Annotated in this window: 20 protein-coding genes and 1 pseudogene; 10 read left to right on the forward strand and 11 right to left on the reverse strand. The window is 72.9% G+C overall.

Going from position 1 to position 24,405, the window contains the following annotated elements:
• Positions 1-47: 47 nt before the first annotated feature.
• The 5 genes from ACGF5U_RS13685 to ACGF5U_RS13705 form a co-directional block, all read right to left on the reverse strand.
• Entirely contained in the window at positions 48-1,586 is a 1,539-nt protein-coding gene (locus ACGF5U_RS13685) for a 4-hydroxyphenylacetate 3-hydroxylase family protein (RefSeq protein WP_392710337.1), read from the reverse strand.
• A 224-nt stretch (positions 1,587-1,810) separates the two neighbouring features.
• Positions 1,811-2,128 carry a LysR family transcriptional regulator gene (locus ACGF5U_RS13690; protein ID WP_392710339.1) on the reverse strand — a complete coding sequence of 106 codons (318 nt, stop codon included), beginning with the start codon at positions 2,126-2,128 and terminating at the stop codon, positions 1,811-1,813.
• A 28-nt stretch (positions 2,129-2,156) separates the two neighbouring features.
• A complete protein-coding gene (locus ACGF5U_RS13695) occupies positions 2,157-2,606 on the reverse strand; it encodes a hypothetical protein (RefSeq protein ID WP_392710340.1) in 450 nt (149 codons plus the stop codon).
• On the reverse strand, positions 2,603-4,285 hold the full coding sequence (locus ACGF5U_RS13700; RefSeq protein WP_392710342.1) for a class I adenylate-forming enzyme family protein: 1,683 nt from the start codon (positions 4,283-4,285) through the stop codon (positions 2,603-2,605). The genes ACGF5U_RS13695 and ACGF5U_RS13700 overlap by 4 nt, the downstream gene beginning before the upstream one ends.
• 269 nt (positions 4,286-4,554) lie before the next feature.
• Positions 4,555-5,265 (reverse strand): ScbR family autoregulator-binding transcription factor, encoded by a 711-nt coding sequence (locus tag ACGF5U_RS13705; protein WP_392710344.1) that lies wholly within the window; start codon positions 5,263-5,265, stop codon positions 4,555-4,557.
• Between the two features lie 261 nt (positions 5,266-5,526).
• Between ACGF5U_RS13705 and ACGF5U_RS13710 the strand changes: the two genes are divergently transcribed.
• From ACGF5U_RS13710 to ACGF5U_RS13735, 6 genes are all read left to right on the forward strand, one after another.
• Positions 5,527-6,465, forward strand: coding sequence for a ScbA/BarX family gamma-butyrolactone biosynthesis protein (locus tag ACGF5U_RS13710; protein ID WP_392710345.1), 939 nt, complete (start codon positions 5,527-5,529; stop codon positions 6,463-6,465).
• Between the two features lie 786 nt (positions 6,466-7,251).
• On the forward strand, positions 7,252-8,409 hold the full coding sequence (locus ACGF5U_RS13715) for a cytochrome P450 (protein ID WP_392710347.1): 1,158 nt from the start codon (positions 7,252-7,254) through the stop codon (positions 8,407-8,409).
• A complete protein-coding gene (locus ACGF5U_RS13720) occupies positions 8,406-9,491 on the forward strand; it encodes an NAD-dependent epimerase/dehydratase family protein (protein WP_392710348.1) in 1,086 nt (361 codons plus the stop codon). Before ACGF5U_RS13715 ends, ACGF5U_RS13720 begins: the two co-directional genes overlap by 4 nt.
• A 229-nt stretch (positions 9,492-9,720) precedes the next feature.
• The gene (locus ACGF5U_RS13725) at positions 9,721-10,524 is read left to right on the forward strand and encodes an SDR family NAD(P)-dependent oxidoreductase (RefSeq protein WP_392710350.1); all 804 of its coding nucleotides are present in this window, start codon (positions 9,721-9,723) and stop codon (positions 10,522-10,524) included.
• Positions 10,525-10,600: 76 nt separating this feature from the next.
• A complete protein-coding gene (locus ACGF5U_RS13730; protein WP_392710351.1) occupies positions 10,601-11,158 on the forward strand; it encodes an RNA 2'-phosphotransferase in 558 nt (185 codons plus the stop codon).
• Between the two features lie 36 nt (positions 11,159-11,194).
• A complete protein-coding gene (locus ACGF5U_RS13735; protein ID WP_392710352.1) occupies positions 11,195-11,656 on the forward strand; it encodes a hypothetical protein in 462 nt (153 codons plus the stop codon).
• A gap of 124 nt (positions 11,657-11,780) precedes the next feature.
• On the opposite strand, the gene ACGF5U_RS13740 is transcribed toward ACGF5U_RS13735, so the two are convergent.
• Entirely contained in the window at positions 11,781-12,674 is an 894-nt protein-coding gene (locus tag ACGF5U_RS13740; protein ID WP_392710354.1) for an LLM class flavin-dependent oxidoreductase, read from the reverse strand.
• Between the two features lie 133 nt (positions 12,675-12,807).
• On the opposite strand from ACGF5U_RS13740, the gene ACGF5U_RS13745 reads away from it, so the two are divergent.
• The 3 genes from ACGF5U_RS13745 (at position 12,808) to ACGF5U_RS13755 (ending at position 14,711) form a co-directional block, all read left to right on the forward strand.
• Entirely contained in the window at positions 12,808-13,068 is a 261-nt protein-coding gene (locus ACGF5U_RS13745) for a hypothetical protein (RefSeq protein WP_392710355.1), read from the forward strand.
• Between the two features lie 372 nt (positions 13,069-13,440).
• The gene (locus tag ACGF5U_RS13750) at positions 13,441-14,322 is read left to right on the forward strand and encodes a hypothetical protein (RefSeq protein WP_392710357.1); all 882 of its coding nucleotides are present in this window, start codon (positions 13,441-13,443) and stop codon (positions 14,320-14,322) included.
• Positions 14,319-14,711, forward strand: coding sequence for a PIN domain-containing protein (locus ACGF5U_RS13755; protein ID WP_392710359.1), 393 nt, complete (start codon positions 14,319-14,321; stop codon positions 14,709-14,711). The genes ACGF5U_RS13750 and ACGF5U_RS13755 overlap by 4 nt, the downstream gene beginning before the upstream one ends.
• Positions 14,712-15,037: 326 nt before the next feature.
• On the opposite strand, the pseudogene ACGF5U_RS13760 reads toward ACGF5U_RS13755, so the two are convergent.
• A pseudogene (locus tag ACGF5U_RS13760) lies at positions 15,038-15,226 on the reverse strand (LLM class flavin-dependent oxidoreductase); the annotation flags it as partial.
• A 258-nt stretch (positions 15,227-15,484) separates the two neighbouring features.
• Between ACGF5U_RS13760 and ACGF5U_RS13765 the strand changes: the two are divergent.
• On the forward strand, positions 15,485-16,459 hold the full coding sequence (locus ACGF5U_RS13765) for a Cof-type HAD-IIB family hydrolase (protein WP_392710360.1): 975 nt from the start codon (positions 15,485-15,487) through the stop codon (positions 16,457-16,459).
• Between the two features lie 169 nt (positions 16,460-16,628).
• Here the strand turns inward: ACGF5U_RS13765 and ACGF5U_RS13770 are convergent, their stop codons facing one another.
• The 4 genes from ACGF5U_RS13770 to cydB all read right to left on the reverse strand — a co-directional run bounded on the left by ACGF5U_RS13770 (position 16,629) and on the right by cydB (position 24,392).
• Positions 16,629-17,732, reverse strand: a complete 1,104-nt coding sequence (locus ACGF5U_RS13770; protein WP_392710362.1) for a peptidoglycan DD-metalloendopeptidase family protein — start codon at positions 17,730-17,732, stop codon at positions 16,629-16,631.
• 177 nt (positions 17,733-17,909) lie between these two features.
• Positions 17,910-19,484, reverse strand: coding sequence for a GAF domain-containing sensor histidine kinase (locus ACGF5U_RS13775; RefSeq protein ID WP_392710363.1), 1,575 nt, complete (start codon positions 19,482-19,484; stop codon positions 17,910-17,912).
• Positions 19,485-19,562: 78 nt separating this feature from the next.
• Positions 19,563-23,327, reverse strand: coding sequence for a thiol reductant ABC exporter subunit CydD (gene cydD / locus ACGF5U_RS13780; RefSeq protein ID WP_392710365.1), 3,765 nt, complete (start codon positions 23,325-23,327; stop codon positions 19,563-19,565).
• Between the two features lie 60 nt (positions 23,328-23,387).
• Positions 23,388-24,392 carry a cytochrome d ubiquinol oxidase subunit II gene (cydB, locus tag ACGF5U_RS13785; protein WP_392710366.1) on the reverse strand — a complete coding sequence of 335 codons (1,005 nt, stop codon included), beginning with the start codon at positions 24,390-24,392 and terminating at the stop codon, positions 23,388-23,390.
• Positions 24,393-24,405 lie beyond the last annotated feature (13 nt).

Genomic DNA, 24,405 nt, shown 5'->3' on the forward strand with positions numbered 1-24,405 from the left:
GGCGCGGGGGGAAGGGCGCCCGCCCGCCGGGTCCTGGACCGGAGCGGTCAGACGTCCTCGGCCCAGCGGCCGGTGCGCCAGCCGTCGAGGTCGTAGTCGTCCATGCACTTCTGGACGAGGTCGCCGTAGCTGTCGAGCAGTCCGGCGCCGCGCGACCAGTTGAGGGTGTCGAGCCGCACCTGGTCGGGGCCGCCCGCGTAGTTGAGCTCGTACAGCTCGTGGCGGCCGCCGAACTCGGAACCGAGCGCGTCCCAGGCCAGCTTGAACAGCTTGGCGCGCTCCTCGGCGGTGCCGCCGGAGCCCCGGTAGTAGCGGTCGAGCAGCGGGCGCAGCTCGGGGTTCTGGAGGTCCTTGTTGCTGGACGGCGTCATCAGCAGCGCGCCGGCGAGGTGCTCCTCGAAGAAGCGGTGCGTACGCTCCCAGCTGACCGGCGCGAGCGCGCGGTAGCCGGCGGTGTAGTCCATGCGGGGCAGGACCGTGCCGGCCGGGCCGGCCTCGGGGTCGTGCGCCATGGCCGTGGTGACGGCCCAGGTCATGTGGCGCCAGGCGAGGAGCTCGCCCAGGCCGGCCTGGACGCCGCGGAACTGGTCGGTGCCGTTGAGGCGGGTGCCCCGGTCGAGGATGCCCGCCATGAACTCCAGCTTCACGGCCATGCGGATGGCGCCCTGGAAGAAGCCGCGGCTGAGGAGGCCCGAGCGCGGGAAGTACTGGTGGATCTTCTCGGTGTCGCGGTAGATGAGGACGTTCTCCCAGGGGATGAACGCCTTGTCGAAGACCAGGACCGCGTCGTTCTCGTCGAACCGGCTGGAGAGCGGGTTGTCGAACGGGCTGGTGGCCTTCTTCTCGTACGACGGCCGGCAGACCACCTTCATGCCGGGCGTGTTCAGCGGCGCCAGGAACGCCAGCGCCATGTCGTCGGCCTTGCCGGCCTCCAGGTTGGCCAGGTGGATCTGGCCGACGAAGGCGACGTTGGTGAGGGCGGACGCGGTGGCCATCAGCTTGGCACCCTCGACGACGATGCCGTCGTCGCGCTCCTCGACGACCTTGAGGTAGACGTCGCGGATCGCGTGGGCCGGCTTGTTGCGGTCCACCGGCGGGTTGACGATCGCATGGCTGATGGACAGGCCCTGGCGGGCGTACTTCTCGTACCAGAGGCGGGCGTTCTCGCCGAACGGCTCGTAGAAGTCGTGGGTCACCGCGAGCCCGGCCATGAAGGAGGCCTTGTAGTCGGGGGTGCGGTTCATGAAGCCGTAGCTCAGCCGGGCCCAGTGCTCGATGGCGTCCCTGGCCTGCAGGAGTTCCTCGGCGGAGTGGGCCGGCGTGAAGAACCGGTGGACGCGGGCGCCGGTGTACCGGTCGACCGTCGTCATCAGGTCCTTGGTGGCCGGGTCGTGCAGTGCGTCGTACAGGTGGGCGGTGGACTTCGCCGCGTTGGCGAACGCCGGGTGCTGCGTGACGTCCTTGACGAGTTCCCCGTCCATGAAGACCTGCCGGCCGTCACGCAGGCTCTCGAGGAAGGAGTCACCCGTCATCAGGTCGTTCGGAGCCTGGTCGGCCGACTGATCCTCAGCTGGGATCTGACCCATTTCTGATCCTTTCCAGGACATGCTGCGAGTCGTGGGTTATCCGATGCGATGACCACGACTTTATGCACCATCCCGGAGCGGCACTTATCCCCCAGCGCACGGCACTTTGCTCATTCACGCCCGCTTTCACGACGGAGGATTAGGGATGGATGGCACGCATGACGGCAGGCCCGTCCGCCGAAGCGGCACGGGCCCCCGTAAAACTGCCTCTACCTGGGACTATGTCAGGAAGCCGAGGCGCGACCGAAAGAATTCAGTGACAGCATGGCAGCCATTTCCCGTGGCGTTTCCTGCGCCACTTCGCGGCGCGCCCTGTCCACCATTCGAATAATTTCATCGGCATACGGAAGCAGTCTTATACCGGCCTCCGTCAGCGATACCTGCCGATGCGTCCTGTCGAACAGGACCGCACCGATCGACTCCTCCAGATTCTTGATCTGCGTCGTCACGCTCGACTGCGCGTAATGCAGATTCCGCGCGGCCCTGGTGAAGCTCCGCTCGGTCGCCACCTCACGGAACGTCCTCAACTGCTGGAGCAGCATGGCCGTCGGCCCCCCTTCTTCCCCCGGTTCAGTCCGACATCGCCACGGGCGACATCAGGTCGCGGGCGATCTGTGGCAGCAGCCGGTCCACGAGCAGGTCACCGCGGACCGAACCGTCAGCGGTACGCGGGATCGAGTCCACCGCGACGGCGTGGGCCGGCACCCAGGGCAGCCGTCGCTCCGCCGCGCCGAGCACGGCCCGCCGGCCGCCCGCCTCCTGCTCGGGCGAGAGCGGTACGTACGCCAGGACGAGCGCGTCCCCCTCGTCGGCCAGGTCCGTGCGGACCAGCGCGGTCTCCCGTACGCACGGCAGCTCCAGGAGCTCCAGCTCCAGCGCGAAGAACCCGGCCGTGAAGGCGGCGTCGCCGTCCTCCGTGCCCTGTGCGCCCTGTGCGCCCTCCAGATCCTGGCCGGCGCCCATGGCCGTGGACACGGACAGGGGCACGGACACGGGCGGCGGCGTCTCGGGCCCGGTCATGCGCTCATCTCCTGTTGCATCGTCTGCTCCAGCTGGTGGTTCAGGGTGATGATCGGCAGGACCGACTCCAGCAGCTCCGTGTCCCGGATCCGGCCCGTGGGGCTGTACGGAATGGTGTCGACGGCGATGACATGGGCGGGCAGCGACGGGACGCGGCGCTTGCAGACCGAGCTGAGCGCCTGGTAGCCGGTGGCCTCGCGGCCCACGGCGACGGCGATGAACGGAACGACGAGCGCGTCGCCCAGCGCGGGGACGTTCACCCGCATCACCGCCGTGTCCCGCAGGCACGGCAGGTTCAGCAGGTCCGACTCCAGCCGGAACAGCGCCTTGTCGACCGCCGAGTCGCGGGCCACCGACGGGACACCGCCGGTCCGTCCGGTGAGGCAGAGCCGCCCGGTGTCGTCCAGACGCCCCACCTCGCCCGTGAGCAGCCAGCGCCGCTCCCCGGTGCCGAGGTCGAGCGTGACGAACTCCGCATCGTCGTCCAGGTATCCGTCCATCACCTGGTAGCCGGTCACCGCGACCCGGCCGGCGGCGCCCACGGGCACCGGCCTGTCGTCGTCGCCGAGCAGCGCGACGGTGCTGCCGAGCGTCACCCGGCCGGACCGTACCCGCGCCGCGTGGACCTCGTCGGCCGGCAGGATGGCGGTGAGCCCCGTCTCGGCGGACCCCTGCGCCAGGTGCAGCACCGGGCCGAGCCGCTCCCACGCCGTGTTCACGACCCAGCGGCCCAGCTGCCTGCCGGGCGTGGCCAGGAACTCCAGGCCCGCCCTTGCCGCCAGCCCGTCCGACGCGGGGTCGGCGAGCAGCCGGGCCAGCGTCGAGGGCGAGACGACACCGGTCGTCACCCGCTCGTCGACCAGCAGCCGCGCCAGGGTGTCCGGCTCGGGCCGGGCCGTCATCACCGTGGTCGCGCCGATCCCGAGCATGGCCCGGGTCAGAGCGAGCGCCGTGGGCTCGGCGAGCGGTGCGGCCGCCAGGTGGACGTCACGCGCCGCGAACCCGAACTCGTCGACCAGGTCGGCCCGGTGGCGGGCCTCGGCCGATGTGCGGCGCACCGCGATCCGGACACCGCCGTCCACGCCGCGGGCCACGGCGAGGTGCTCGTACGGGAGCGGCGGCGGCAGTTCGCCGTGCGGCTCGCTCTCCAGGAGCCGGCCGAAGGACAGCGGCCGGTGGGACGGCCGCGCGGGCCGCGCCACGCCCCCGTCGGCGCCGGGGCCGGTACCGGGGCCGGCGGCCGTGCCGGTGCCCGTGGTCGTGGCGGTGGCCGCGCCCGCGCCTCGGCCGTCCAGCACGATGTGCACGGCCCGCGGCCCGTCGGGCCAGACACAGCGGTCGAGTACGGGGCGCAGGGCGGTGCCTACGAACACCACCGCCGGCCGCAGCCGGGTGAGCGCCTGGGTAAGCGCGTCCGGGCCGTGGTCGGGGTCCAGCCCGGTGCACGGGACGCCGAGGGTGGCGCAGGCCGCCGTGGCGACGGCCAGCTCCCAGCCGTTGTCGGCGAGGAAGACCGCTCGGGCGGGCCGGTCGGACGGCAGGTGCGGCGCCAGCGCGGACGCCGCCCTCTCCACGGCGTCCGCGTACTGACTCCACGTCAGCCGTGTGTCGCCGTCCACGACGGCGACATGCTCCGGGCGGACGGCCGCATGTCGGCGAATGTCATCGAGCTTGATCATGTGGCCTCTCCGTGGTCGGTGTGCGTCAGGCCAGGGGGCACGAAGACCCTCCCTACGATGGAAACAAACATCCATGCAGGTATGCAATCGCCATCGAAATCACTGATGGGTACCGAATGCATACCGAGTGGCACGTGGAGCGACAGCGCGAGGAGCGGTGGTGAACAGCGGGCGAAGACGGGCTGCGGCGGGGGCTGCGAAGACGGGGCTGCGGCGGGGGGCCGGGCCGGGCCGAGGCGGCACCACGGCGGGGCGGGGCCGGACGCCCCCTAGGAGGCCGCGGCCTCCTGCCGCCCCACCGGCAGCCGAGCGCCGTCCAGCCGCTCGAGATCCGCCAGTTCCTCCAGCTCGCGCAGCACCCGGGCCCCCCGGTCCGCGCCCAGGTCCAGCTTCGCCAGGATGCTCGGGACGGCGAGGCTGGGCATCACGTACTGGAGCATGATCGAGATGCGGCGCTCCAGGTCGACCCGGCCGGCCATCACCTCGGACAGCAGCTGGACGCCGCTGAACGCGCCGACGAACAGCATGGCGACGTCGGCGGGCTCCACATGGGGCTGGAGCTCGCCGTGCGCCTTCGCGTCGACGAGTGCCTGGCGGTCGTGGTCGAGCCAGGCCGCGAACGGCTTGCGGCGGCACGCCTCGTCCAGCCCGTGCTCGATCGACAGGCGGATGCCGCCCTGCACCATCGGGTCGCGGCGGATGCGGTGGGCGAAGACCATCCCGGCGTCCACCAGCTCCTGCAGCCTGCTGTCCCGGGGGACGAGCGGGTAGTTGCCGTCCTCGTAGAGCTGGCTGTCCACGACGGCCTGGGCCAGCATCTCCTTGGAGTCGAAGTAGTAGTAGAAGGCACCCTTGGTCAGTCCCAGGCGGGTGTACACATCGGCGATCGTGGCGCCGTTGAAGCCCTTCTCGGCGAAGATCGCGCCGGCCGCCTCGACGATCGCCCGGCGCGTGCGCACCGACCTTTCCTGCTGAGTCACGCGGCCTCTCCTCCCGACGCGCCTTGCGCACCTTGTGCTCTGAAGATTTCCGTTGTCCGGGTTTCGGGATCCCATTGCAGATTATACCTACGCGCACGTATCTTGCTGCCGGAGCGGCTTCGGATGGGGAGAAGTCGCGCCAAAGCTGTGATGCGTCCCAGAGGGGGGAACATGTCTCAGAGCCTGTCTGTCGGGAGATTCAGCAGACCCGTCCCACGTTCGACCTCATTGATTCGGCCAGATTCAACGATCTCGACGCCCTTGGGGGAAGGGCGTCCCACGACCTCGGTACTTCCCACGGCCCCGGCCGCGTATCTGCGCCGTTCCGACGCCTCCGACGTCCTGCCGACCGGATGGCGACGCCACGACGACACGGAGACCACCGGCGCCGAGGCGGCGAGCACCCGGTTCACCGTAGGTGTCCGGTGGGCTCGGGACCACCGCTTCTACACGCCCGTCCACGGCCGCTACGCGCCGTCGCTCATCGCGGAGTCGATGCGCCAGGCGGCCAAGGTCCTGATCCACGCCGAGTACGGCGTACCGCTCGACCATCCCCTGCTGATGTGGGACCTGCACTACACGGCACAGCCCGAGGGGCTCCTGGTCCAGCGCACCGACCTGCGCCTGGACCTGGAGGTGACCTGCTCCCGGGTGCAGCGCCGGGGCGCCCGGTTCGCCGGGATGGACGTCCACGTCGTGTTCGTACGGGACGGTGAGCCGATCGCCGCCGGCGGCGGACGCCTGACCTGCGTCAGCCCGACGGCGTACCGGCGACTGCGCGGCGACCGCGCGGAGGCGACCGGCGACCGGGCCCTGACCATCCCGGTCCCGCCGGCCGACGTGCACAGGACGGGCACGGCGGACGTCCTGCTGTCCCCCACGCCGAACCGCAGGCGCTGGCAGCTCCGCGCCGACCCGGGCAACTCGTCGCTGTTCCACCGCCCGAACGACCACATCCCCGGGATGGTCCTCCTGGAGGCCGCCTACCAGGCCGCCTACACCGTCGCCGCGCCGGAGAGGTTCTATCCGACGTCGGTCGACATCTCGTTCAGCCGGTACGCGGAGTTCGACCCGCCGTGCTGGCTGGAAGCGCACACCATGCCCACGCCCCTGCCCGGCGGCATCGGTGTGCAGATCGCCGGGGATCAGGACGCCAACCGCGTGTTCCTCGCCCTGCTGGAGGGCGTCGCGGTCGACTGACGTCCGGGGACGCCGAACGCGGAGCTCAGGGCCCTGAGCTCCGGCACGTCGACACATCGATACATCGGGGGACCGGGGGCCCGGCGGACCGGGGGACCGGCGGACCGGCGGGCCCGTGGGGAGTGACGCGTCGGCGTCCGAGGCGTCGTCGCCTCCGGCCGCCGTCCGCCCACCGTGGTCCGTGGTCCACGTGGTCCGTGATCCGTGATCCGTGGTCCGTGGTCCTCGCCCTGTCCCGTGTCCCGTGTCCCGTGTCCCGTGTTCGGCGTTCCGCGTCCCTCGCCGTCACCGCGTTGCCGCGCTACCGCGTCTCCGCGTCGTCGCGCGGGAGCCGTCATCGCCCCCGCCTCCGCTCCGTTCCGGCCCCGCAGCCGGTGCGCGAGCCTCTTCGCCGGACGACCGACGACCGACCCGCCTTCACCGTGGCCATCCGCAGACGAGCGGCCACGGTTCTCCGGGCCCCACCGGGTCGGTCGACCGGTTCTCACCCGCCGCACGCGGGCCTCCCGCGCGTTCGTCGCCGAAGCCGCCGACGATCCTCCGCTGGAACGCGCCCGCACGCCGCCCGCGTGCGCTGCCGCCACGCGGCGCCCGCAGCGCCGCTCATCGCGTCGCGTTCGCGCCGCCCCCGCCGCGCTTCCGCCGCGCCGTCCATCGCGTATCCGCCGCGCCGATTCTGACCGTTCTTTGGGGGAACCAGTGGAATCCTGCCCGTATGCCGTCGCCATCGACCCGCTCGGTGCCGACATTCACGAAGAGAACGCACGCATACGCACCGCGGGCCCCGTGGCCCGCGTCGAACTGCCCGGCGGCGTGCCCGCCTGGTGCGCCACCGGCCAAGAGGTGATCAAGAGGCTGCTGACCGACCCCCGCGTCTCCAAGGACGCCTACCGGCACTGGCCGGCCTGGATCGACGGCCGGGTCACACCGCAGTGGTCGCTGGCCATCTGGGTGTCGGTGCAGAACATGTTCACCTCGTACGGGGAGGAGCACGCGCGTCTGCGCAAGCCGGTCACCCGGGAGTTCACCGCACGGCGGGTGTCGGCGCTGATGCCGCGCGTCGAGCGGATCACCGAGACCCTGCTCGACCGACTGGAGGAGCTGTCCGCCGGCGGCGGGGTCGTCGATCTGCGCACCGAGTTCGCCGAGCCGCTCCCGCACCGGGTCGTCTGCGAACTGTTCGGCATTCCCGAGCGCTACCAGGACGAGCTGCACGAGATCGTCAAGGGCTTCTTCCGCACCGGCGCCTCCATGGCCGAGGCACAGGCCAATGCCCAGGCCCTCTACGCCACCATGACCGACTTCGTGTCCTTCAAGCGCCGCTCGCCGGGCGACGACCTGACCGGCAGCCTCATGACGGCGTTCGCCGAGGGAGCCACGCCGCTCAGCGAGAAGGAGGTCATCGACAACCTGATCATGCTGTTCACGGCGGGCTACGAACCGACCGTCAACCTCCTCGACAACGCCGTGACCGCGCTCCTCACCCACCCCGAGCAGCTCGACCTCATCCGCTCGGGCCGGGCCGGCTGGGACGACGCCGTCGAGGAGACCCTGCGCGCCGAGGCCCCGGGCGCCGTCTCGCTGCTGCGGTACGCGCTGGAGGACATCCCCGTCGGGGACACCGTGATCCCGCGCGGGGACGCCATCGTCGTGTCGTTCGCGGCGGCCGGGCGGGACCCCGAGGTGCACGGCGAGGACGCCGACCGCTTCGACGTCACCCGGCCGGGCCGGCGCGGGCATCTGTCCTTCGGGTACGGGGTGCACCACTGCCCGGGGGCCCCGCTCGCCCGGCGGACGGCCGCCACGGTGCTCCCTGCCCTGTTCGCCCGGTTCCCGGACCTGGCCCTCGCCGAACCGGCCGCGCGGCTGCGCCCGCTGGGCTCGTTCATCGCCAACGGCCACCGGGAGCTGCCCGTGGTGCTGGGGAAGCGGGCGGAGGGATGAGTGTCGCGCCACCGGCGCCCGGCGTACTGATCACCGGGGCGAGCGGCTTCATCGGCGGCCATGTGGCGGCCGAGGCACGGCGGGTGTCCACGGAACGTCTGGCGCTGCTCTCCCACCGCACGGCCGTCGCCCTGCCCTACGGGAACGGGGACGTGGGAGACGGCAGGTCCGGCAGGGATGACAGACCCGGCAGAGACGACAGGACCGGCCTGGACGACAGGACCGGCCGGGACGACAGGACCGGCGGGGGCAGCGGGGGGTGCGGGGACCGCCGGGAAGTCCTGAGGTCCGCCGATCTGTCCGCGCCCGCGTCCCTGCGGGGCGTGTGCGAAGGCGTCCATACGCTGGTCCACTGCGCCTCTCTGATCGGCGACAGGGCCGAGGACTGCGACGCCGTCAACGACCGGGGCACCCGGGCACTCGTACAGGAGGCGGTGCGCTGCGGCGTACGGCGCATCGTGTACGTGAGCACGGCCGCCGTCCACGGTCGCGGCGCCTTCCGGGGCGCCTCGGGCGACCGGCCGCCGCCCGTGGCGCCGGTGTCGGCCGTCAGCCGGTCCCGGGCGGCCGCCGAGCGGCACGTCCTCGACGCGGGCGGGACCGTACTGCGACCGCATCTGGTGTACGGGGCGGGGGACCGCTGGGTCGTCCCGTCCCTCGCCGCGCTCGACCGGCTGCTGGGGGCCCGGCTGACCGGGATCACCGCCGCGCAGTCGCTGGTCGACGTGGCGGACCTGGCGCGCGCGGTCGTCGCGGCCGCGCTCACGCCGAGGCCGCTCGCGGCCGTCTACTACGTCGGCCACCCGGAACCGGTCGACGGTACGCGGCTGATGGACGCCGTACGCGAGGTCCTGGGCCGCGCCCCGCACGCCGCGACCACCGGCCTGGGCGCGGTCCGGGCCCGGCTGGCCGGTCAGCCCCGGGTCCTTGAGCATGTGGAGCGGCTCGCCGCCGACCACTGGTTCGCGGACGACCGGATCTGGGGGGAGCTGGACTGCCCGCCGGGGCCGGGGTTCGCGGCGCGCCTGCCCCGGTACGCGGACTGGTACCGCGAGTTCCTGAACGTGCGGCACACCGGCTGACCGTGCGGCACACCGGCTGACCCCGCGCGAGGGCCTGCCGGGGCGGGTACCGATGGGAATCGGCCACCCATGTCAACTCGCCCCGGCCGTGCTCCGGTCACCGCACGGCCCCGCCGTGCGGTGACCGGGGACCCGCCCCGCGTCTCCGTCACGGTGGACCTGCCCGAGTATCAAGCCACCTTGCATGCAGGGGGCAAGCTTCGCGTCCTCGCTGCGTACCGTGGTTTTCATGACCCAAAGCAACGGACTCCTCACCGGAAAGACAGCCCTCATCACCGGGGCGAGCAGTGGGATCGGGGCCGCCGCGGCACGGGTGTTCTGCCGCGAGGGCGCCGCCGTCGTGCTCGTCGCCCGGCGCGAGCGGGAGTTGAGCGCGCTCACGGACGAACTGCGCCGCGCGGGACACGACGCGCTGTACGCGGTCGCGGACGTCGCCCGGCCCGACGACGTCGCCCGCGCGGTCGACCTGGCCGTGGAGCGCTTCGGCTCCCTGGACGTGGCCTTCAACAACGCGGGCACCAGCGTCGAACCGGCGCTCCTGCACGAGCTGGACGACAAGGCGTACGACACGATCATGGACACCAACGTGCGCGGTGTCTGGAACTGCATGCGCCAGGAGCTCCGCGTCATGCTCGGCGACGGCGACGGCGACGCCAAGGGCGGGAAGGGCGGCACGGGCGGCACCATCGTGAACAACAGCAGCGTCGCCGGTCTGGTCGCCACTCCCGCACCCGCCGCGTACGTCGCCGCCAAGCACGCCGTCCTGGGCCTGACGAAGGCCGCCGCCGCCGAGTACGCGGCGCTGGGCGTCCGTGTGAACGCGATCGCTCCCGGCACCACCCGCAGCGAGATGATGCAGCAGTGGTTCGAGCTGAACCCGGGCATCGAGGAGGCGCTCCACCGGCAGGCGCCCCTGCCGCGTACCGCCGAGCCGGAGGAGATCGCCGAGGCGGCGGCCTGGCTGTGCAGCGACCGGTCGTCGTTCGTGGTCGGGGCGACCGTGCCGGTGGACGGCGGCTGGACGGTCCGCTGAGCCGCGCCGCGCCGCGCCGCCCGCGAGGGGCGATTCTCCGTGGCGTACGGCGCGGGCCGCTGTCACCCTGGCCACCATGGACGACCGTACGGTTGACGACCGTCGCACCGTGAAGGTGTCGAAGTACCTCTCCAGGCATCTGCGCCACCAGCCCGAGCGGATCGGGCTCGTCCTGGACGCGCACGGCTGGGTCGCCGTCGACGACCTGCTGCGGGCGACGGCCGCGCACGGCGTACGGATCAGCCGTGCCGAGCTGGAGCATGTCGTGGCCGTCAACGACAAGCGGCGGTTCACCATCGAGGGAGACCGGATCCGCGCCAACCAGGGCCACACCGTCGACGTGGACCTGGACCTGCCGGAGGCCGCCCCGCCCGCGTACCTCTACCACGGCACCGTGGCCCGCGCTCTGGCGGCGATCCGGACCGAGGGACTGCGCCCGATGGCCCGCCACCATGTGCACCTGTCACCGGACCGGGAGACGGCCACCCGGGTCGGGGCCCGGCGCGGCCGCCCGGTCGTGCTGTCGGTGGACGCGGGCGCGATGCACCGGGACGGCCATGTGTTCCGCGTCAGCGCCAACGGGGTGTGGCTGACCGACGCCGTACCGCCGTCCTACCTCCGGTTCCCCGGGTAGTTCACCGGCCGGCCGCCGTCAGGCATGATCAGTGGTATGGACCACTCGTCGCAGCCGCATCTGCCCACCACCGAGTCCGCCGTCGCCGCGATCCGCGAGATCGCCCGGGAGTACAACCTGGAGATGCGGGTCACGGACGACATCGGCGCCGACCGGACGTCCCGCCGCACCTCCGCGGGGGCGTTCACGGTGCTCGACCCGGACGGCTCGCTGCCCCACGAGGCGCTCGTCGAGCTCGGCGGCACACCGGAGTTGTCGGTACGGCTCTTCCCGGAGGGCGACGCCCTGGTCGACGTCGAGGGCGTCCCGTGCCACGACATCCCCCGCGACCTGGTGCCGGCCTTCCTGCGTTCCGTCCTCGGCGGTCTCGCGTACGTCAAGGGCCGGTTCTTCCCGCCCGGCTACCGGCTGATCGTCCCGCTGCCGGGCGACCGGGTGCACAAGGAGTACCTGCCGATGATCAACCTCTCGCCCTGGCTGAGCGGCAAGGTGCGCTGACCCCGCGCCGGGGTCCGGGGGTCGGCGCGGGAGCCCGGGGCTCGGCAGCGGGGCTTGAAGCCCGGCGCGGGGCCTGAAAGCGCGGCGCGGGGGCTTGAAGCCCGGCGCGGTCGGCCTCGGGCGCTCAGCCGCCGAGCTGCGCGATGCCCTCCGTGGCGATCCGCTCGAAGACCTCCGGATCGGCGGCGAACACCGAGTCCGGGATGGGCGCGTGGATCACGATCTCGGTGAAGCCCAGCGCGAAGTGGCGGCCCGCGAAGTCCACGAACGCGTCCAGCGACTCCAGCGGCCGGTCGGGGGTGAACCCGGTCAGCAGGATCCTGTCCAGTCCGGCGGCGTCCCGGCCCTCGTCCGCGCACGCCTTGCCGAGCTTCTCCAGCTGGCCGGCGAGCGCCTCGTACGACTGTCGCGGCGTGCCCGTCTCGCTCAGCTTCGGGTCGCCGGTGGTCACCCACGCCTGCCCGTACCGCGCCGCCAGCCGCAGCCCGCGCGGTCCGGTGGCGGCGACCGCGAACGGCAGACGCGGCCGCTGCGCGCAGCCGGGGATGTTGCGGGCCTCGTCCGCCGAGTAGAACCGCCCCTCGTACGTCACCGCGTCCTCGGTCAGCAGCCGGTCGAGCACCTCCACGAACTCGCCGAACCGGTCCGCCCGCTCCCGTGGCGTCCACGGCTCCTGGCCGAGCGCGGTCGCGTCGAACCCGGAGCCGCCCGCCCCGATGCCCAGGGTGACCCGGCCGCCGGAGATGTCGTCCAGCGAGATGAGCTCCTTGGCGAGCGTGACCGGGTGCCGGAAGTTCGGCGAGGTGACCAGCGTGCCGATCCGCAGCCGCTCGGTGGCGGCGGCCGCCGCCGTGAGCGTCGGGATCGCGCCGAACCACGGACCGTCCCGGAAGGACCGCCACGACAGGTGGTCGTAGCTGTACCCGGCGTGGAAGCCGAGCTGCTCGGCACGCTGCCATTCGGCGCGGCCACCGGCATGCCAGGGACGGACGGGGAGGATCACGGTGCTCAGGCGCATGACCCCGACGATACGCGGGCCTGCCGCCGCCACGGCATGGCGGCGGAGCGGAGCGGGGAGGGCCACACCGACACCACGATGGGGCCGCTTCCGTGGCGTCAGGGGTACGCCGCGCAGGGCCGGGCTCGACGCCGTGACCGAGGAAGCGGCGGTGCCGCCTTACGGCGAGGACGAGCAGCGGACCGGTCTGTTCACCATGCTTGAGGATCATCTCGATGTGCCCTTCACCACCGCGCTTCTCGGCGTCGAGGTCACGGTGCGCGGCGTCGACCTCACGCCCGACGGCAGGCTCGTCGCCCTGTGCGCTCGGATCACCGACCATTTCATCCTGCGGTACCGGCTGCCGGACGGTTCGACGTGGTGGACCGGTTCGTCGCCGGACGAAAGGACTTGACCGTGGCGACCGGGAGGTGCCGCTCCGCTGGTGTGACCCGGTCGAGGGCATCTTCGAGGTCCGGCGCAAGGACGGGGATGCCGTCGTCCTGCTGACCCTGGTCGACGACCTGGAGTACCGCACGTACTCGAATGTCGGGCGAGCGGCGTTCCGCGGAGTGTCCAAGGGGCGGTTCCTCCACACCTGCCTGGTGCCCCTCCACTCGGCCGACGGGGCATGGCTGGTGTCCGGGGCGATGTCGTACTACCCCAGGTCCAGTGCCACCGACATCGCACGGGCAACGCTCGAACTGGCCACCAACCGGCCCGAACTGGTCTTCCGCAACCCCAGAAGATCGAGCAGGGATGGCAGCGGATGCGGGAGGACCCGGCCGTGTTCATCGAGTTCTGCGGCAGCGACGAGTTGGTCCTTCCGCCGGCCGAAGCCGAGGACCTCCTCCACGCCTACTACCGCCACCGCCAGAAGGCCGCAGTCGCCGCGCAGCCCGGCCGTGCCCGGCGTAGTCGGCTTCCCGGCCTGGACCTAACGTCCTTCGAGCGGGCGGGAGAGTTCGCGGACTCGGACACCATCGGTGTCATCTACGACCAGGTCGACGGGCTCAACTTCTACGCCGACTACGGGATGCTGCGGGATCTCTTCGCGAACCCCGCCCGCACGGGCTGCGGGCGGCACCAGGATCTGCTGCGCACGTACCCGCGTGAGGAGTCGATCGCGCCATTGCCAATCCGCCGTCTGGCCGCCGCTTACCCGGAGACCGCCGACGAGGTGTTCCGGAAGCTGCTGCGGAAACCCGGATTCACCTGGAGCGAGCACGGTGAGACACTCTGCGCCGACGCAAGCCCTGGTACTTCGAGAACGAGCCCCGTCCGGGCGTCTCGTCATCGGCGACCGCCTCAGCGGGCTCGCCGCCGGCCGCCGGTAGCCACCGCGGAGCGCCAGCAAGGTAGTAGGTCATGTACTACACTTCCGTTTATGGACACGCCCCGCCCCGGCAAGACCCGAGTCACCAGCGTCTCCCTGCGCGCCGAGACCCTGGAGGCGATCCGCGCACGCGCCGGCAAGCAAGGCGTCTCCTCCTATATCGAGGAGGCCGTTCAGCGGCAGCTCCAGCGCGAGGCCATCGACGAATACATCGCCGCCGCTGAAGCGGAACACGGCCCTGTCGACCCTGCCGAAGTGTCGGACAAGGCCGAGCGCATCCGCGCCCACCACGCCGCCCACCGCGGTGAGTCCGCTCCGGCGGACGCCGCATGAGCGGGACTCTCGTTCTCGACAGCGAGGCCCTCTCCAAGCTCTCCCGTCGCCACCGTGACATGACCGTATGGCTGGACGTCGCCCGCAGGCTGGACCTGCTCGTCGTGACGAGCACCGCCACGCTGGTAGAGGCACGCGACCCGAAGGTGCCGCAGGCGGCGTTCGACCATGCCGTGTCCTTGGCCAAGGTGCGCCCAGTCACGGAGGAGATCGCACGTGCGGCAAGCAGACTGCTCGCCGCAGAAGGCCTGCACGGTCACAAGTACGCCATCGATGCGATGCTCGCGGCCACGGCCCACATGGAGCACGGCGGCGTCACCGTGATTACGAGCGACACGGACGACCTCCGCCGACTGTGCCTCCCCCGCATCGCCGTCGAGCCGATCTGAGCGCCGACGTCAGTCCCTCCCGATCCCTTGCCCTGTTTGCGCAGGTCAGCGCGTGATAGGTGAGCCAGGCGTGACTGAGGTCTTCAGAGCGGTCGCCGTGGCGGTGTCTGCCAGGGCTCCGGAGTCCGGCACACCCCCGACTGCCTCCAGCGGTCCGCCTGCCGTTCACGGTGGCGGCGACCGGCCCGCGCGGAGGCCGGCCTCGGCGTGGCCACACTCGACCGGATCCTGCTCTACCGCTTCGCTCCGGACCGAGGCTGCCTGTGACCGGCTTGTGACCTGGCATAGACCAAGGTCCGAAGTGCGTCTGTGCAGTTCAGGTCGTTAGGCGAACGAGGCTTGACTGAGGTGACCAGCATGCCGATCCGCAGCCGCTCGGTGGCGGCGGCCGCCGCCGTGAGCGTCGGGATCGCGCCGAACCACGGACCGTCCCGGAAGGACCGCCACGACAGGTGGTCGTAGCTGTACCCGGCGTGGAAGCCGAGCTGCTCGGCACGATACGCGGGCCTGCCGCCGCCACGGCATGGCGGCGGAGCGGAGCGGGGAGGGCCACACCGACACCACGATGGGGCCGCTTCCGTGGCGTCAGGGGTACGCCGCGCAGGGCCGGGCTCGACGCCGTGACCGAGGAAGCGGCGGTACTCGCCTCACGGCGAGGACGAGCCGCTGCGGGACGGCGCTCAGGCCCTGGCGTACGCCATCGGAAGAACCACGGGGCGCAGGAGCACCCATCGGCCATTCGGCGTCCCAGCGGTACGCACTGACCGGCTCAAATGCGCACCCTTTCGCACGTCCGTGCACATGGGGTACTCCGTGTGCCGGACAATGAACAGGTGACCTCACCGACCCCCTCGCCTCGACCACGGCCGGCGGACCGTCCCGGTCCCAGCGCCCCTCCCCTTCCCCGTTCGGGGGCCGGGACCGGGACCCGACCCCGTCCCCGGCTGATCGCCACGGATCTGGACGGCACCCTGCTGCGGGACGACAAGACCGTGTCGGACCGCACGGTCGAGGCGCTGGCCGCCGCCGAGGAGGCGGGCATCGAGGTCTTCTTCGTCACCGGCCGGCCGGCCCGCTGGATGGACATGGTCGCCGAGCACGTCCACGGCCACGGCCTGGCGATCTGCGCCAACGGGGCCGCCGTGGTCGACCTGCACGCGGGCGGCGAGCTGCTGGAGGTGCGGGCCCTGGGGCGGGAGGTCGCCCTGGAGGTCGTCCACACACTGCGGCGCGAGGCACCCGGGACGACCTTCGCCGTCGATCTGACGACGGGCGTCCACTACGAGCCCGACTACCCGCCGTTCTACCTGGACGTCGCCGCGACCGTGGCCGCCGCCGAGAAGCTGCTGCACGAGGACCGGCCCGGCAGCGGCGATCCGGTACTGAAGCTGCTCGCCCTGCACCCGGAGCTCACCCCGGACGGCTTCCTCGCCCTGGCGCGGACGGCGGCCGGCCATCGCGCCACGATCACCCGGTCCAGCCCGACCGCGCTGCTGGAGGTCAGCGGCCTGGGCGTGTCCAAGGCGAGCACGCTCGCCCTGTGCTGCGCCGAGCGCGGCATCTCCGCCGACGAGGTCGTCGCGTTCGGCGACATGCCCAACGACATCGAGATGCTGTCCTGGGCGGGCCGGTCGTACGCGATGGGCAACGCCCACCCGGACGTCGTCGCGGCCGCGTCGGGCCGTACCGTCGCCAACAACGAGGACGGCGTCGCGGCGGTCATCGAGGCGATCCTCGCGGACGGCTGACCTCGCGGGAAGGCGCCTCGCGGACCGTCGCCCTCGCGGGAAGGCGCCTCGTAGACGGTCGCCCTCGCGGAAAAGCGCCTCGCGGACGGTCGCCCTCGCGGAAAGGCGCCTCGCGGACGGTCGCCCTCGCGAGGAGGTCCCGAAGCCCCCCGCGGCGCCCCGGCCCACCTCACGAGGCCCCCAGCGGCACCCCGTGCTCGCGCAGCCAGCGCACGGGGTCCACGCCCGAACCCAGGTGCGGGGTGACCCGCACCTCGAAGTGCAGGTGCGGGCCCGTGGAGTTGCCGGTCGTCCCGGCCAGGCCGATCCACCGCCCGGTCGTCACCGTCTCCCCCCGGTCCACGGCCGCCGACGCGAGATGCGCGTACTGGGAGTGCCAGCCGCCCGCGTGCCGGACCACCACCTCGATGCCAAACGGGCCCCCGCACGACACCGACACCACACGCCCCGCCCCGATGGAGCGCACGGGCGTGCCGATGGCGACCGCGAAGTCCTGGCCGGTGTGCCGGTGCGCCCAGCGGCGGCCCACCCGGTCGAATCCGGCCGACAGCGTGTACGCGCCCTCCTCGACGGGCGCCACCCAGGGCGGCCCCGCCGTCGGGCCGCCCGGCCGGTCGAGACGTACCGCGCCCCGGCAACCGCCCGCCGCCACACTGCGGTCCGCCTCGGCCTGGAGCCGCCACGCGGCCCGTTCCAGCCGTGCCTCCAGGTCCCGTTTCAGGGCGGCGAGCCGCGTCCGGCTCCGCTCCAGCGCGTGCCAGGCCGCCCGGGCCGTAGCCTCGGCCCGTACGAGTCGCCGCTCCGCACCGCTGGTGCGCTCCATCAGCCGGTTCACGGCCAGGTCCGCCTGGCGCGCCACCCGCTGGGCGCGCAGGACCGCCTCCGGGTCGTCGGCGAGCAGCAGCCGCGCCGTCAGGGCCAGCGAGCCGCCGCCCCGGTACTGGGCCCTCGCCACCTCGCCCATCCGGTCCTGGAGCACGGCGAGTTCTCGCCGTTTCAGGTCCAGGACCTCCTGCAGCCGGGCGGCCCGCTGCCGCTCCACCGCGGCGGCCCGCGTGCCCCGCTCGTACGCCTCGGTGATCCGGCCCGCCTCCTCGTACAGCCGTGCCACCTCGGCGCTCGGCTCGGGCCCGTCGGACCGGGCGGGGCCGGCGGCGGCAGCGGCCGGATGCGGGGCAAGCGCCACGGCGAGCAAGGAGACGAGCAGGGCGAGCAGCGCGGACAGCACCGGCAGGAGCACGAGCAGCGGCCGCCGTTCGTGGGGAGGGCACATCCTGGAATGGTGGCCCCTGGGCCGGGCGTTCGCCGGGACCCGGCGGCCCGGGCACGGAGCCGACCGCCGACGGTCTACACGGGTTCGGCCATCCGGCCTACGACGCGACGTGGGCCCGGCGGAACCCTCGGAGGCAGGCAGAAGCGGCGAGGCGGCGCGGCCACCGCCCCCCTGCCGCTACAGCGGTGCCTCCCACATCACCGTGGTGCCGCCGCCGTCCGCGCCGATGCCGGGACCGCAGCGGCTGGAGCCGCCCAGGGACTCGGCGCGCCGTGCCAGGTTCCGCAGTCCGCTGCGGCGGCCGCCCTCGGGGATTCCGACGCCGTCGTCGGCGACCGTCAGCCGGACCGCCGTCGTCCCCGCGTCGTCGGTGAGCGTGGCGGTGGCGTCGACGACCACCTCGATGCGGTGCGCGTGCGCGTGCCGGAAGGCGTTGGAGAGGGCCTCGCGCAGCGCCGCGATCAGGTTCCTGCCGGTCTGCTCGCCGACCGCCGTGTCGATGGGGCCGACGAACCGGTGGGCGGGTGTGAAGCCGAGCGGTACGGCCGCCATGCCGATCTCCCGCAGGACGCGGATGCTCAGTTCGGACGGCGCGTCGGCGGAGCTCTGCCGCAGCGCGAAGATGGCGGTGCGGATCTCCTGGATGGTGACGTCCAGTTCGTTCACGGCCCGGCCGACGCCCTCCCGTACGGCGGGCACGATGGAGCCGCGCTGGGCGCGTTCCAGCATCATCCCGGTGGCGAAAAGCCGTTGGATGACGAGGTCGTGCAGATCGCGCGCGATCCGGTCGCGGTCCTCGTACACGGCCAGGCGTTCCCGGTCGCGCTGGGCCTCCGCCATCACCAGGGCCAGGGCCGCCTGTGCGGCGAAGCGGGCCGCCAGGGCGCGTTCCGCCGGTTCGAACGGGCAGGCACCCCGGACGCGGGGTGTGACGAGCGCGCCGAGCACCCGGCCGCCGCTCTCCAACGGCAGCAGCATGGCGGGGCCGTACGGCTCCGACAGCGGCGACGCCGTGCGGGGGTCGCTCGCCGCGTCGGCGACGAACACGGCCTCTCCGGCCAGCAGCCGCTCGACGATCGGGTTCTCGCGCGGGACGACGAGGCCCAGCGGCGGGCCGGCCGGTGACACGGCGACGACCTCCAGGCCGTGGACGTGCCCGGACCGCCCGGCCGCCCCCGCAACGGCCGCCCCCGCCCCGGTCGGCTGTGCCCCTGCCGACGTTCCGGCCGGCACCGCCCCGGCCCCGGCCGCGCCGGGCCCGGTCGTGGCGGGCAGCAGGACGATCCCGGCCGCCGCGTCCGCGAGCCGGCGGGCCTGCTCGGCGACCACCGACAGCGCCTCGTCGGCGTCGCCGCCGGACAGCAGCGCCGTCGTGACGGCGACCGAGCCGTCGATCCACCGCTCCCGTCGGCGGGCGGTCTCGTACAACCGGGCGTTGGCGACGGCCATGCCCGCCTCCGTCGCGAGGACCCGCACCAGGTGCCGGTCCGCGTCGGTGAACGTGGCCCCGCCGTCCTTCTCCGTCAGCCGGAGGCTGCCGCAGACCTCGTCCTCGACCCGGACCGGGACATCGAGGACGGTGCTGTTCGCCCCGTCGTCCGGCGGCCCGTACGTCACGAGGGCGTCGAGCCCGTGGCCCTCCTCGTCGAGGACACCGAGGGTCGCGCGGCGGGCGCCGGTGAGCCGGGCGGCCGTCTCGCAGATGCGGTCGAGGGCGGAGTACGGGTCGGGGCCGGATCCTGTGGATCGCATGGCCTCCAGGAGAGGGGCGTCTTCGGTGTCGGGCACGGTCATGACCTTGCGAGGAGGGCGACGGGGGGCGATGGGGTCCTAGGGGGTGTCCGCGGGTGTGGAGGTGTGCGCCGCGGCACGTAGACCGTCGGCCGCGCGTTCCCGGTCCAGCATCCGGCGCAGGGGGCCGTCGGCGGCGGCGAGTTCGGCGTACGGGCCGCGCTGCACCGTTCTGCCGTCGGCGAGGATGAGCACCTCGTCCACCGCGTCGAGCCCCTGGAGCCGGTGCGTGATCAGCACGGTCGTACGGCCCTCCGTCGCCCGGAGCAGGTCATCGGTGAGCGCGTCGGCCGTCGCGAGGTCGAGGTGCTCGGCCGGCTCGTCCAGGACGAGCACCGGGAAGTCGGCGAGGAGCGCGCGGGCGAGGGCGAGCCGCCGACGCTGGCCGCCGGAGAGCCGCGCACCGTGCTCGCCGACCAGCGTGTCCAGCCCGTCGGGCAGGCTCTCGACCCAGTCCAGCAGCCGCGCCCCGGCCAGCGCGCGGCGCAGCGCGTCGTCGTCGGCCGCGGGCCGGGCGAGGCGCAGGTTCTCGCGGAGCGAGCTGTCGAAGGTGTGGGCGTCCTGGGCGCAGAGCCCGACGAGGCGCCGTACGTCGTCGCCGTCGAGGGAGGCCGCGTCGACGCCGCCGATCCGGTACGTGCCGGCGTCGGCGTCCATGAACCGCAGCAGCGCCTGGGCGAGGGTGGTCTTGCCGGAGCCGGATGCTCCGACGACGGCGACCCGTCGGCCGGGCGTCAGCTCCAGGTCGAGGTCCACGAGCGCGTCCCGGTCCTGGCCGGGGTACCGGGCGGTGAGCCCGCGCACCTGGAGCGGGAACGCGGTCGTCGGCGCCGGGGCGGGCAGGGCCGGCTCGTGCACGGGAACGGGGGCGTCGAGCACGTCGTACACGCGCTGGGCGCTGCGCTTGACGCGCTGGCGGTACTGGACGGCCAGCGGCAGCGCGGTGACCGCCTCGAACGCGGCGAGCGGTGTGAGGACGACCACGGCGAGCGCCACGCCGCCGAGGCGCCCGTCGCGCACCGCCTGGACTCCTACGAGGGCGGCGGCAGCGACCGTGGCGCCGCAGACCAGCGCCGAGAGGCCGCCGCCGAGGGCGGTGGCGGTGGCCTGCCGCGCGGCGATCCGGGTCAGCGTGCCGTCGGCCTCGCGTACCCGGTCCGTACGGCTCCGCAGCGCGCCCGCCACGGTCAGTTCGGCGCAGCCGCGCAGCAGGTCGACCACGCGCCCGGCCAGGACGCCCCGGGCGGGCGCGAGCCGCTGTTCGGCGCGGCGGGCCACGGCGCCGCTGAGCAGCGGGACGGCGAGTCCGGCCGCGAGGAGGCCCAGCGCGAGGACGGCACCGGCCTCGGGCAGCAGCCAGGCGGTGAAGCCGACGGCGCCGGTGCCGACGATCACGGCCGTCCCGGCGGGCAGCAGCCAGCGCAGCCAGTAGTCCTGGAGGGCGTCCACGTCGGAGACGAGCCGGGTGAGGAGGTCGCCGCGCCCGGTCCTGCGCAGCCCGGCGGGTGCGATGCGCTCCAGTCCCCGGTACACGGCGACGCGGAGTTCGGCGAGCATGCGCAGTACGGCGTCGTGCGACACGAGCCGCTCGGCGTACCGGAAGACGGCCCGCCCGATGCCGAACGCCCGGGTGGCCGTGACGGCGACCATCAGGTGCAGGACGGGGGGCTGTTCGGAGGCGCGCGAGATGAGCCAGCCGGACACGGCCATGAGGCCGACGGCGGAGCCGAGGGCCAGGCTGCCCAGCAGCAGCGCGAGGCCGATCCGCCCGCGCAGTTCGCCGGCCATGCCCCGTACGCGTGTGAGGACGCCGCCGCGGGTCCGGGCCCCGCCGGAGGCCGGCCCGTCCAGGCCGTCAGGCCCGTCCGCCGAGTTCGACGTGTTCGCCGCGTCCGTGGCGTCCGTGGCGTCCTTGGCGTCCTTGGCGTACGTCGCGTCCGGCGCGGGCTCCAGGGCAGCGCCCGTGACCACCGCCCCCGCGCCCGGGGTCGCCGGGTGCGTGCCGGGCGCAGGGTGGAGACCGCCCACGACCCCGAAGGCGTCGTCCACCATGTCGAGCGCGACCGACGGCCGCTCCCCCGCAGCGCCACCGACACCGCCAGCGACACCGACGCCACCGCCACCGCCACCTGTTGCCTCGGCCGCGCCCGCCGGTCGCAGTTCGACCACCCGGTCCGCCACCGCCAGCAGCGCGGGGCGGTGGACGACCAGCAGAACCGTCCGTCCCCGGGCGAGCCGGCGGACCGCCTCCACCACGGCGGCCTCGGTCTCCCCGTCCAGCGCCGCCGTCGGTTCGTCCAGCAGCAGCACCGGCCGGTCCGCCAGGAACGCGCGGGCGAGCGCGAGCCGCTGGCGCTGGCCCGCCGACAGTCCGGCGCCGTCCTCGCCGAGCACCGTCCCGGTGCCCTCGGGCAGGGCGTCCACGAAGTCGGCGCCCGCGTCCCGCAGCGCCGCCCGCACGGCGTCGTCGTCGGCGTCCGGCCGGGCCAGCCGTACGTTCTCCGCGATGGTCCCGGCGAACAGATAGGGCCGCTGCGGCACCCAGGCGATGTGCTCGCGCCACCGCTGGAGGTCCAGTGCCGCGAGGTCCGCCGGGGGAGTGCCGTCGTGCCCGCCGATCCGTATCCGGCCGCCGTCGTCCTCCGGTGCGGTGAAGCCCAGCACCACATCGAGCAGCGTCGACTTGCCGACCCCGCTCGGGCCGACCAGGGCGACCGTCTCGCCGGGTTCCACGACGAGTGACGCCCGGTCCAGGGACGGCTCACCGCGCCCGGCGTGGCGGACGGTCACCGTGTCGAGCGCGATCCGTACGGGCCCTTCGGGAACGGCACCCTCTCCGGCGTCCCGTACCGGGGTCTCCAGGACCGTGAAGATCTCCTCGGCGGCCGACAGCCCCTCCGCCGCCGCGTGGTACTGCGCGCCCACCTGCCGGAGCGGCAGATACGCCTCGGGCGCGAGGACGAGGATGACGAGCCCCGTGTACAGATCCAGGTCTCCGTGGACGAGCCGCATGCCGATACCGACGGCGACGAGCGCCACCGAAAGCGTCGAGAGCAGCTCCAGCGCGAACGACGACAGGAAGGCGATGCGCAGGGTCCGCAGGGTGGCCTGGCGGTAGGCGGAGGTGATGGCACGGATCGACTCGGCCTGCGCCTTGGCCCGGCCGAAGATCTTCAGCGTGGGAAGTCCGGCGACGACGTCCAGGAAGTGGCCGGAGAGCCGGGACAGCAGCTTCCACTGGCGGTCCATCCGGGCCTGGGTGGCCCATCCGATGAGGACCATGAAGATCGGGATGAGCGGCAGTGTGACGACGATGATCGCCGCCGACACCCAGTCCTCGGTGACGATCCTCGCGAGGACCGCCACCGGGACCACGACCGCGAGGCCCAGTTGCGGCAGATAGCGGGAGAAGTAGTCGTCGAGCGCGTCCACTCCTCGGATGGCCAGCGCCACCAGGGACCCGGCCCGCTGCCCGCTCAGCCAGCCGGGGCCCAGTGCGGCGGCCCGTTCCAGGAGCCTGCCGCGCAGCTCGGACTTCACCGCCGCGCTGGCCCGGTGCGCGGCGAGTTCGGTCAGCCAGGAGACGGCTCCCCGGCCGACCGCGACCGCCGCCAGCAGCATCAGCGGCGTACTCAGGTCACCGACGGTCTGCCCACGCTGGAACGCCCCGACCACGACCTCGGCGATGAGCATCGCCTGGGCGATGACCAGCGCCGCTCCGGCCAGACCGAGGCCCACCACCGCCGCGAGGAAGAGGCGGGTGGTCCGGGCGTACCGGAGCAGGCGCGGGTCGATCGGTTTCACGTGAAACATCCCCTACCGTGGACGCGGCTGATGTCGGCGAGCTGATCCACAAGGCCGTCCCTAGTGGGCGGCGTCGGCGATGTGCTGGGTACCGATGCGCTTGCGGAACACCCAGTAGGTCCAGCCCTGGTAGAGCAGCACCAGCGGGGTGGCGATCCCCGCGCACCAGGTCATGATCTTCAGGGTGTACGGGCTGGACGACGCGTTGGTGACGGTCAGGCTCCAGTCCGGGTTCAGCGAGGACGGCATGACGTTCGGGAAGAGCGTCAGGAAGAGCATCGCAACAGCGGCGGCGATCGTCACACCGGACAGGGCGAACGACCATCCCTCGCGTCCCGCCTTGATGGCACCGACCGCGCCCACGAGCGCCACGACGGCGATGCCCATCGCGACCAGGCTGCTTCCGTCTCCCTTCGAGACCTGGGTCCAGGTCAGGAAGGCGAGCGCCAGGACGGCGGTGACCAGTCCGAGCGTGAGCGCCAGCTTCCGCGCACGCTCCCGGATGTCCCCGACCGTCTTCAGCGCGGTGAACACCGCCCCGTGGAAGGTGAACAGGGTCAGCGTGACCAGTCCGCCGAGCAGGGAGTACGGGTTGAGCAGATCGAAGAAGGTACCCACGTACTCCTTCGACGCGTCGATCTTCACACCGCGGACGATGTTGCCGAAGGCGACGCCCCACAGCAGCGCGGGGATGAGCGAGGTCCAGAAGATGGCCTGCTCCCAGTTGTGCTGCCAGCGCGGCTCGGGCCGCTTGGCCCGGTACTCGAACGCGACTCCGCGCACGATCAGGCAGAGCAGGATGAGCAGCAGCGGCAGGTAGAAGCCGGAGAACAGGGTGGCGTACCACTCGGGGAAGGCGGCGAAGGTAGCGCCGCCGGCCGTGAGCAGCCACACCTCGTTGCCGTCCCAGACGGGGCCGATGGTGTTGATGAGCACCCGCTTCTCGGCCCGGTCCCGGGCGAGCAGCTTGGTGAGGACTCCCACCCCGAAGTCGAATCCTTCGAGGAAGAAGTAGCCGATCCAGAGGACGGCGATGAGCACGAACCAGACGTCGGGAAGTTCCATGCCTCGGCTCTCC

It is taken from the genome of Streptomyces sp. NPDC047886, assembly GCF_043204435.1.
GTDB lineage: Bacteria > Actinomycetota > Actinomycetes > Streptomycetales > Streptomycetaceae > Streptomyces.